Source organism: Methylorubrum podarium (assembly GCF_022179745.1).
Classification (GTDB): Bacteria; Pseudomonadota; Alphaproteobacteria; order Rhizobiales; family Beijerinckiaceae; genus Methylobacterium; species Methylobacterium podarium.
On the sequence record NZ_BPRD01000600.1, the window covers coordinates 1 to 9,413 of the forward strand.

Below are 9,413 nucleotides of genomic sequence, written 5' to 3' on the forward strand. Positions count from 1 at the left end.
GAGGCGCTGCGCTCGGACCTGCGAGGCAACTACCTCGACCGTGATGCCGAGAAGGCCGCCAAGCAGGCGTTCGGACAGCGCGGCCGTGACCCGGAGTTCCTGATCGTCTGCGACAAGCTCCTGACCGGCTTCGACGCGCCGCTCGAATCCGTGATGTACCTCGACAAGCCGCTGAAGGAGCACGGGCTGCTCCAAGCCATCGCTCGCACCAACCGCGTCGCCGACGCCAAGAAGCGCAACGGGCTGATCGTCGATTACATTGGCGTCTCAGGTCACCTCGACGATGCGCTCGCCTCCTACCGCGCCGACGACGTACAGAACGCGATGCGCGACCTCGACGACCTGCGCAGCCAGCTTCGCACCGCCCACGCGGCCGTCATGGTGATGATGAAGGGTCTCAAGCGCGAGAATGGGACCTCTGAGAAGGACCGCCTGAAGACGGAATTCAATCGGCTCGTGGGCCTGCTCGGCAGCGAGGATCGATGGTTCGAATTCCGGGCCAAAGCGCGCGAGTTCATCGGGCTCTACGAGGCCATCAGCCCCGACCCGAGCGTGCTGGAGTTCACCGCCGACCTCAAGTGGATCGCGGTGTTCCTGATCTACGCGACTCAGGTCTTCGAGAAGCGGGAAGCGTTCGACCACCGCTCCTACAGCCGTAAGATCAAGGACATGCTCGAACAGCACCTCGACGCCACGGGGCTCAGCGTCACGGTGAAGCTGCGCAACATCACCGACCCGGATTTCTGGGAAGACTTCGACACCGAGGGCAAGAGCGAGGACGACCTCAAGACTGCCGCGATTCGCAAGACGACCGAGCTTCGCAAGGTCGTGACCGAGCGCATCGGTCAGAATCCCCACCAGTACGGCAAGTTTTCCGACCGGCTGCGTGAACTGCTGGATCGGCTCGACGATGCCCAACTCTCATGGGCCGACAAGCTGAAGCTTGCCGAAACGCTCGCGGCCGAAATCACGGCTGAAGAAAAGGCTCATGAGGGGACTGGCCTATCGCCCGGAGCGTACGGCATCCTGCAAGTACTCCAATCGTTCGACGTAAGCGGCAAAGGCGAGCAGTTGGCTGTGTAGATTGCGACCCTCTACACCGGCGACGCAACGGCCCCGCCGGGCTGGTGGGAGAAGGACGGCTTGCGCAAGTCGCTGCGGCAGCAGGTGCGCGCGATGGCCCACGCCGCCGGTATAGGAAGCCTCAAGGAGGTCTCCGAACAGGTCGAGGATTTCGCACTCAAGCACTTTCCGCGGGCCTGATCGTGCCCACGCTCGTCGTCGGCGCAAGCCAGATTGACTACATCCTCCGCCGCTCGCTCAGCGCGAAGCGCGCTCGGATAACAGTTACTCCAACTGAAATTGAGGTGGTCGTTCCGACCTGGGCGACGGAGGACGACATTGCGGCGGCTCTGCACAGGCGTCGCGAATGGCTGGCTCTACAACGTCGCGAGATGACGGCCCGTGTAGCAGCGATGCCGAAGATCGGGCATTTTGTGACAGGTGCGAAGATACCCTATCGCGGCCGACGGGCTCGTCTGACGGTAGAGCAGACCGACACCAGCGTAGTCGAAGTCACCTACCGCAACGGGTTTTACGTAGCCTGCCCGAGCAGCCTTTCCGAAGCATCACGGGACCCACTGATCGAAACTGCACTTAGGCTCTGGTTTCGTAGACAAGTTCGGAAAGATGTGACTGCTTTTGTTCGCAAGCATGGTGCTGAAAACGGGCTGAGCCCCAGAAGTATTCAGATCAAAGATCAAAAGCATTTCTGGGGTAGTTGTGGCGCGGACCGCATTGTAAATCTAAATTGGCATCTTATCTTCGCGCCCAAAACGGTTCTCGAATACGCGGTGGTCCACGAAATTTGTCACCTCCGGCATCGTACTCATGATCCAGCCTTTTGGGGGCTGGTCGGAAGCATACTGCCGGATTGGGAGGTCCGAAAGAGGTGGCTCGAACGGAACGAGCATCTTCTCGCGATTGAACGCCTTTCTCCTGAGTGACGGGGCTAACGCACACGACTCAGTTTAGGAGACAAAGTGGGTGAACCAACGACCGAATTTTTAAACGAATATATTGCAAGATGGGAAGTATTTCAGTTCATTATAAAATACTAAATTAAATTTTTGCCTCCATTTTGCGTAGCCCATCATGATGGAGAGCTATTTGGAGCCACTGGTCTTCCGATCCAGCACCGACCCGAAACCCTTCGACGGCGGACATCTTGCGGCAGCGTGCCGGCTCGATGTGGCCCTTCCCGGCTACCTCAACGCGGCTTTTCATGCTTCCGCGCTGAAGCGGACCGCACAGTTCATCGCGTACGCTGAAATCGACTTCGACAGGCCGCAGATTATGGCGGATCGACTGGCCGCGATCAGCCCAACCGACATCTCGGCTACCGATCCTCTCGTGCAGATCGCGAGGGCTTTGATCCTGCTCAGGCCCGCGGAGATCATCCGGGCGCTTTACGGCAATGCACCGCCGGGGCTTATCGGTCTTTTCGCTCGGATCGGGCACAATCCGTTTCGAGACACCACCGACTACCGCCTCGCCTTCGATCTGTTCGCCCGGCCGGAGAATCGAGCCCGCGCAAAGCTCCTCGGCCAGATCGAGGGGACGGTCACCGCGAAAACGGTGCGAATCATCGCGCAAATTGATCCGATCTTCCTCCGCCCGCACGTTCTCGAACGGGTGCGCAGCGAAACGGCGCTTGAGGCTCTCCACGAGGCTTTGGCGCTGATCCGCAGGCTCGTGCCGAGCGCTACCGATGCGACGCTCGTGGAGAGCCTTGACCATCTGTCGCCGCGGGACCGCGATCTCTCGAAATGGATCGAGGGTTGGCTTCGGAAGTCAGAGCGGCTCCTCGTCACCCCGCCCATTCCGGCAGACGACCCTGATCTTCGCCTGATTCCCCTTAAGGACCTCGACGAGGTGGGTCGGAAGCTCGGCAACTGCCTGGGCAGCAGGATTGCGTATGGAGCGCTGGGCTGCCGGCTTCATTACGAATGGGACCGAGACCAGACGGCCGCTGCAATTGAGCTTCGGGCGCTGAGCGGCGGCGCGTGGGTGATCGAGCAGATTCGTGGCACCCACAACCAACCGATCAGCCATGCCGCGCTAAAGGTGATCCGCGCGAAGTTCAGCAGCTACGGCGTTCTCTCCTACGTTGCCCCTGGAATGGGGCGGGCCGGATCGCGGCTGGCCTCTCTGCTTCGAGCGTACGACCTCACGGACGAGGACGCCGAAGAGGATTTCGATGATGCTGTCGATGGGATTGTCGAGGAACTCGCCGACCTGATGGACCACGCCTGATGGACGGAACGGCAGCCATCGGCATGGCCGCGCCCGCACGCGAAGTTCTGCGGGATGGCCGCGGCACCATCCTCGGCAGCTATAACGCGCGCTCGAATGTCACGCGCGACGCCTCCGGTCGGCTGGTCGGCCAAGGCTACCTCCTGCCGATGTTGCTCGGCCGTTGATCGCTCTCGTTTGCTTCCTCATCGAAAGCCTGGAGGAGCAGGTGCTGCGCGTCCGCTCGGTCCCGGTGATGCGCACCATCGTCATCGTCGTCAGCCTGATGCTGCTCAGCTACGTGCCGACAGCCGGTGGTTTCCTGATCTGGGCCGCCGCAATCCGATACATCCCCCTGGCGCTGCACGAGCGACAGCAGCGCCACCGCATTGCCTGGGCGCACAAAGCTGCTGACGATCAGGCTGAAGCCGCCAGTGAGGCGCTGAAGCGATTGCAGGCCCATACGGCAGCGCTTGAGCAGGAGATCGAGCGCTTGAGCGCTCGTGAGCCCACGGAGAGCCGAATGGAGCCAGACCCGCTGTTTCTCAGGGTTGGGCTTCATGAGCGTGCGCCGGATTGGCTCGTCGTCGCCGCCCGCCGAGCATATCGCGCGAATCTTCACCCGGATCGTCACCCTCAACACCGCGAGCAGGCTCATGATCGGTTCGTGCGAGCCGAGACGGTGTTCGACTCGATCTACGCGCAGCGCCAGATTCGAGCCTGAGCTTCACCCCGCGGCGGGAGGAGACCGCCAGGGGTAAATACGTGCATGACGATGCTCCCCTCCTTCCGCGCGGTCATCACGCGCCTCAACGCTGATAAGCTACAAGCTACCCCCCACGTCGTACCGCAGCCGGGTCTGCTCCGTTCGGTCATGGGCGATGATGCGTTCCTCGCAGCGTTGGATGAACGCCGGAGATGGATCGCTGCAAACTGTGAGGGATCATTTCAGTTTGCCGACTTGCGCGATAGCAAAGGGAAACTGAAAGGGATGCTTTACAAGTTCGCTGATCGAAATGAAGCCTTCTCGTTCAGAATGTACTTTTAAAAGACACTGTATCTGCCCCTAATCAAATTACCTGATATGTCTTACCGGCCTGACGCAACGACTGCTCAATCGCTTTGCGTTCTGGCGCATCATATTTTAGGGAGAATTCGCTGTTCCTGAATACGGTATCGCCCTGGAAAATTTCCAGTCCAGTGTCAACCGAGATGACAATATCATCGAAGCGAACATAACGTCCATGAGATATTGCCCCGAAATCCTGATCAGCAAGTACATGTAAATATAGACTTCGAAACAGGCCCGAGTCGTCCAAGCAGTCGAATACTTCTTGAGCAAGTGCATCGCGATCGCCCGTGGTATGTCCGGTATAGATGTGAACCGAGTTCCTGTTACCAGTGGAAGCAACCTTGCTAAGGAACGTTTTTAGACCACTTTTTCCATCTCTTCGATTTTGCATTGTCTCAACACAATACCGGTCAACGACTGCGATATGGCGCGAATATTGCGATATTTTATGAAAGCGGCATGACCATAGCTCGTCTATTGACGAGCCACTTGGGATTATACTCGAAGCTAATGCATCTGCTTTTTTGATTAGCGCCGAGTCTTCGCAGCAATCATATCTGCAAATTTCTATATCACCTTCGTCTACGTATCCGCATGGAAACTCAGATGGAATGCCGAAAACAAGGGCTTTAACATCTTCTACAAAGGCAACTTCGACATGCGGGGAGCACGTCACAAGTTTGTCGTACGCTGAAAAGACCTCTTCCGACAGTTTCGGCGTCGGAAACAGCTTTTTTCTTTGATCCTTCAACGCTACTTGCCATAGCTTGCGGTGGCGAAGCGGGAGTGACGAAATTCTATTGGCGATGCTGCTCTCTGTCACAGACTGTTCAGGGACAACAAGTACTCCAAGTTTTCTCCAAAGCTCGATCAGCCTTTTGTAGCTATTGCTAAGACGGACCTGATCGCCATCCACCGTTTCGACCAAAACATCTACGTCGATCATAAATGGAACTAACATCCTAGCGGCCCGCAAAAACTTCGTGATAGGACTCTTCAAAAAATCCGTCCGGCCATTCGTCTATAAATTCGCCATCTTCATCAAGTCTTAACTGAAGTACTTCGCTTCCCCCAGACGAAGTTATCGGGTTGACGTAGAGCACTGAAACATCTTCCGGTGAAATTGATCCCTCCCTGATGCGGCGTTGCAGTCGCAACATCAGCGCTTCACTATGTGTCTCAACTATCCATTGGTTTCTATGCCCCCGTCGCGTCTTCACCTTCTCAGGCTCAATTGAAATGGTATCGATAAGGAAATCTGCTAGATGACCTTGTAGACGAGGATGTAAGTGGATTTCAGGTTGCTCCACGCATATCGTTCGTCGATACGATACAAGACCCTCGACGATGATAGGAAGTAATTGCCCTATCCCAAACCCCACGTCAGACGGTGAAAACTCTAACTTGGTGGTGTCGTCCGTCAGGTTGATCGAGATAATTTCGCCCGCAGTTTCATTGCCGAAATGTCTTGGTGTAAGTTTGTAATTTATACCAAGTTTCCCGAACCATTTATTAACTCGGCTCTTTATTTCTCTTTCTTGTCCGGCGATGACCTGCGGAGTGTTTTCACCACGAATGCCAACGGTACTAACTGTTCCGCCCTGCTTCACGTAGTGCCTAGCTGGATGGCTCCTTAGTGGACCCAGATAAGAGATGCTTGACATCGCCCCAGCATACTCACGCACCATATAGTCAAGAACCGCAACAATAGAACCGCCCAGTCGTCCAGCAAGAGTGTATCTTATACTCTCTCCTGCGGGAGTCACAAGGGATCGGGGAAGTAGGCCATCTCCAACAAGAAAAGCACTTTCAACTGCATCGATCATTTTCTTATACAATGCAGAGTCTTCACGGGGCCCTTCTCCGAATTGGGAATGAAGAGACTTCGGTGCGGACTGCTGACGCCTGTCAAGCACGTAATTCACAAACGATACTATAGACTGACTATCTGCCCACTGAAAAGCACTTAGATTTACAGCCGTTGGCTGCCTTGATTTGATACCTCGCGGCAATTTCGCCGATCGATTTAGTCGTACCTTCAAACCCGGCAGACTCGTAGTCTTCGTGGCAAAAAACTCTATTTGGTGGAGGCACGATGACGTTAGTCGATTAGAACCTTTCTCCCTTGCGGCTTGGAACGTTAACTCAATCCGCCGTAGAGAGTCCGCCGGCAGAGCGGAAGTGATCCCCTCTGCACTTGCTAAAGAAGTATTGTATGAAACGCCAATCTTAAGAATTTTCGTCGAATCATGGCCATTGATAATAGACTTGAACGTACCCAAGTCTACTAACTCGCCTCTCGTCATTAGTCTTGAAGTTTGGATCGAACTTGCCGAAAGTGATTGCTTTAACAGAATTAGAGATTGAATTATAGAGCTTTTTCCACCTGAATTAGGTCCGTATATCAGGGTAATGGGCGCTAACTTGAGGGTGCCGGTCGATTTGAATGCTTTGAAATTTTCTAAATCAAGGCTCAATATCATGTCTTTATGCTCTAAGCTAAAACTGCTTTGCAGATGGCGCGCGTAGTTTTAAGACTATTTTGTTATTCAGGATGCCGCTATGACTTCGCTGCAACACCGCCGCAGATAGAATGACGGTTAATGCGCGACCTAGAGCATGCTCCGCCATCTGCTCGTGGAATGACGAGGTTGCTCACTCTATTCGAGAGCGCATTCGCTCATTTGCAGGATACGAAATACGCTTCGTACGCTGATGCCAAGCTCGGCCGCAATCGTCGCCTTCTTGACGCCAGTCGCAGCCATCGTCCGAACCTCCTCGGCCTTCGCCATCGCGGTCGGAGCACGGCCCTTGTAGCGCTTCTCAGCCTTTGCACGCGCGATACCTTCGCGCTGTCGCTCAAGCATGATCTCCCGCTCGAACTGAGCAACCGCAGACAGGATTCCTAGGCTTAGCTTGGCCGTGGGCGATGTTGTATCGAGCCCCAGGTTCAGAATGCGAAGCTCAACTCGCTTCTTCTCCAGCAGCGCCTGAATCCGGCAGAAGTCGTGCATGCTTCGCGCGAGACGGGACAGATCGGTGACGCAGAGGGTGTCGCCTTCGCGGCTGAACTCGATCGCCGCCTCCAAAGCCGGACGCGGACCAACCGAACTGGTTTGTTCGACGAACAGTTTTTCGACGCCTGCCGCACCGAGCATTCGCTTCTGCGCCTCCAGCCCGGCTTCCTGTTCAAGGGTGGAGGTGCGAGCGAGGCCGATCAGCATGCGTGTCCTTCTGCGTCATTGAGATCAAAAGGATTGTGGCATGACCGTGCCAATGGTCAAGCTGGATGTATGTGGCACGCTTCCTCGTGTTGAAGAATGGTTGAAGCGAATGTGCCACATGACCAGGGTCTATTGCCTTGGTACCCCACAGAAGGCACCTCGGCGGCATACCATTGTCACGGCCGCATCTGCGCTGCGGCCCATCAAAGACCCTGGAGCTTGCTCCCCTCCTCTTTCTGCGCGCATGAGAGTCAGGCGCGCAGGTCTTGCGGACTTCTGGTGGTTCCCATTCACGCCGGCTGCTATCGATATGGCTAAGACAATTTTCGAAGAGAGCGGACTTAGCGGTTTTCCATCGCCCATTCATGCTCCGATAAAAGCTGAGCCAACACGAAAACTACCTCCAACAGGTTATTGGATTTTCGTATGCAATCGTATGCATTGGGACGGCGAAGCTCGGCTTCTTACAGATAGTCTGGAACTTTCATATCAAGTTAGCAAACACAACATCAGCGAAATCCAAGTCGGAGACCTTGGTTTAATCCGCATCAATGAGCAAAAAGGGACGGGAAAAAGACGCTTTAGACCTGCTGGCGTATACGCTGTTGTAGAGGTCATTGAAGCGGCGACAAATCGCATTGATGACGACGCATCTTATTACTCCAATAAAACGGACGCACTGAAGATAGTCCCTCGGTGCCGTGTAAGTATTCTGCTTAACTTAGTGGGCAGCCCTATCGATCGCAAACTTATTCCTCTGACAAGTAATTTTGAGCATCTGCGTCGCCCACTTCAAACCGCGACCATTCCGATCTCGAAAGCGGGTTTTGAGGAGGTGCTTCGTATCTCTCAGGCCGATTTGTTAGAAATCAACGCCGCCCGCTTGTCTTTCTCCCCGACCGGTCTGTCGAACTTGGAGAAAAAGCTACCTAATCTTGATCCTCGATCCCGCGAGAAGATCGTCCATGTCATTGAACGAGGAGGCATAGGAAACGCAGTCAAAGTAAATCGAGGACACAAATGCCAAATATGCGAGGCAGTGGGCCAAAATCCCATCGCTTTTATGAAGCCAAACGGTGATCCGTACGCTGAAGCACATCATGTTCAGCCCGTCCACAAGTTGGTTGCTGGATCGCTGGGTCGACAAAATATTATGGTTCTCTGTCCGAATCATCATCGTCAGGCACATCACGGTTTGTTTGGTATAGTGGAAGAAACCGAAACCAACTGGGTTGTGCGATTGGACGGAGCCACTTTTAAGATCGATCGTTTAAAAGCTTGATCGTCAATTGTCGTTGATTCACGCGGCCTTGCGGCCAAGAATGGCTAATATAAAATCGTGATCATATAAGAAAACTTTGCGCTGCGGGTAGATCAACAGTTAGATAATTGATCGATGTATTATCGCATACCAGATTGACAGTGCGGGTTGTCTTATTTTTATGTGTTAAGCCGCAGCCGCGATATTTGCACGTAATCTGGCATCAACTCACACCCGACGATCCCAAACCCCTCTTCCACCGCAGCCTTCCCCGTCGAACCTGAGCCTAAGAATGGATCGAGCACGGTTCCTCCAGGCGGGGTGACCAGTCGGACGAGGTAACGCATGAGGTTGTTCGGCTTCACCGTTGGGTGATAGTTGCCGGAGCCACGATCGGATGCGGACGCTTTCGCGCAGTAAAAGAAGCGCGCAGGGTTGATGGCCTCTGCCCGGGGGGTTGTTGATACGAGCCGCTCGTCAGGCATGCTCTTTGGCTGAGCCTATCGGCGATGCTGGCTGCGTACTGCGGCTTCAGGTGCTGAGCTACGGAGCGAGGCGAGCG

11 protein-coding genes are annotated in these 9,413 nt (G+C 54.9%); 7 read left to right on the top strand and 4 right to left on the bottom strand.

The window, feature by feature from the left end; all coding sequences use genetic code 11:
• The 6 genes from MFF42_RS24320 to MFF42_RS24345 form a co-directional block, all read left to right on the top strand.
• A partial coding sequence (locus tag MFF42_RS24320; protein WP_238258439.1) for a type I restriction enzyme subunit R domain-containing protein occupies positions 1–1,083 on the top strand: 1,083 nt, incomplete at its 5' end.
• A 182-nt stretch (positions 1,084–1,265) separates the two neighbouring features.
• Positions 1,266–2,006, top strand: coding sequence for a M48 family metallopeptidase (locus tag MFF42_RS24325; protein ID WP_238258441.1), 741 nt, complete (start codon positions 1,266–1,268; stop codon positions 2,004–2,006).
• 148 nt (positions 2,007–2,154) lie between these two features.
• Positions 2,155–3,315: a hypothetical protein gene (locus tag MFF42_RS24330; protein ID WP_238258443.1), complete on the top strand. Its 1,161-nt coding sequence runs from the start codon at positions 2,155–2,157 to the stop codon at positions 3,313–3,315.
• Positions 3,315–3,482 (top strand): hypothetical protein, encoded by a 168-nt coding sequence (locus MFF42_RS24335; RefSeq protein ID WP_238258445.1) that lies wholly within the window; start codon positions 3,315–3,317, stop codon positions 3,480–3,482. The genes MFF42_RS24330 and MFF42_RS24335 overlap by 1 nt, the downstream gene beginning before the upstream one ends.
• A complete protein-coding gene (locus tag MFF42_RS24340; protein ID WP_238258446.1) occupies positions 3,479–4,018 on the top strand; it encodes a hypothetical protein in 540 nt (179 codons plus the stop codon). The genes MFF42_RS24335 and MFF42_RS24340 overlap by 4 nt, the downstream gene beginning before the upstream one ends.
• A gap of 45 nt (positions 4,019–4,063) precedes the next feature.
• Positions 4,064–4,342, top strand: a complete 279-nt coding sequence (locus tag MFF42_RS24345) for a hypothetical protein (protein ID WP_238258448.1) — start codon at positions 4,064–4,066, stop codon at positions 4,340–4,342.
• 22 nt (positions 4,343–4,364) lie between these two features.
• On the opposite strand, the gene MFF42_RS24350 is transcribed toward MFF42_RS24345, so the two are convergent.
• From MFF42_RS24350 to MFF42_RS24360, 3 genes are all read right to left on the bottom strand, one after another.
• Positions 4,365–5,312 (bottom strand): hypothetical protein, encoded by a 948-nt coding sequence (locus MFF42_RS24350; protein ID WP_238258449.1) that lies wholly within the window; start codon positions 5,310–5,312, stop codon positions 4,365–4,367.
• Positions 5,313–5,328: 16 nt separating this feature from the next.
• A complete protein-coding gene (locus MFF42_RS24355) occupies positions 5,329–6,849 on the bottom strand; it encodes a DUF3696 domain-containing protein (RefSeq protein ID WP_238258451.1) in 1,521 nt (506 codons plus the stop codon).
• 177 nt (positions 6,850–7,026) lie between these two features.
• Positions 7,027–7,590, bottom strand: a complete 564-nt coding sequence (locus MFF42_RS24360; protein ID WP_238258453.1) for a recombinase family protein — start codon at positions 7,588–7,590, stop codon at positions 7,027–7,029.
• A gap of 40 nt (positions 7,591–7,630) precedes the next feature.
• Between MFF42_RS24360 and MFF42_RS24365 the strand changes: the two genes are divergently transcribed.
• Positions 7,631–8,872, top strand: coding sequence for an EVE domain-containing protein (locus MFF42_RS24365; protein ID WP_238258455.1), 1,242 nt, complete (start codon positions 7,631–7,633; stop codon positions 8,870–8,872).
• A gap of 158 nt (positions 8,873–9,030) precedes the next feature.
• On the opposite strand, the gene MFF42_RS26410 is transcribed toward MFF42_RS24365, so the two are convergent.
• Positions 9,031–9,336 carry a DNA methyltransferase gene (locus MFF42_RS26410; RefSeq protein WP_283206922.1) on the bottom strand — a complete coding sequence of 102 codons (306 nt, stop codon included), beginning with the start codon at positions 9,334–9,336 and terminating at the stop codon, positions 9,031–9,033.
• Between the last annotated feature and the right edge of the window lie 77 nt (positions 9,337–9,413).

Bases quoted from the DNA above. Each gene is read 5' to 3' on its own strand.
- MFF42_RS24330 (WP_238258443.1), top strand. From the start codon at position 2,155: ATGATGGAGAGCTATTTGGAGCCACTGGTCTTCCGATCCAGCACCGAC.
- MFF42_RS24335 (WP_238258445.1), top strand. From the start codon at position 3,315: ATGGACGGAACGGCAGCCATCGGCATGGCCGCGCCCGCACGCGAAGTT.
- MFF42_RS24345 (WP_238258448.1), top strand. From the start codon at position 4,064: ATGACGATGCTCCCCTCCTTCCGCGCGGTCATCACGCGCCTCAACGCT.
- MFF42_RS24350 (WP_238258449.1), bottom strand. From the start codon at position 5,312: ATGATCGACGTAGATGTTTTGGTCGAAACGGTGGATGGCGATCAGGTC.
- MFF42_RS24355 (WP_238258451.1), bottom strand. From the start codon at position 6,849: ATGATATTGAGCCTTGATTTAGAAAATTTCAAAGCATTCAAATCGACC.
- MFF42_RS24360 (WP_238258453.1), bottom strand. From the start codon at position 7,590: ATGCTGATCGGCCTCGCTCGCACCTCCACCCTTGAACAGGAAGCCGGG.
- MFF42_RS24365 (WP_238258455.1), top strand. From the start codon at position 7,631: ATGACCGTGCCAATGGTCAAGCTGGATGTATGTGGCACGCTTCCTCGT.
- MFF42_RS26410 (WP_283206922.1), bottom strand. From the start codon at position 9,336: ATGCCTGACGAGCGGCTCGTATCAACAACCCCCCGGGCAGAGGCCATC.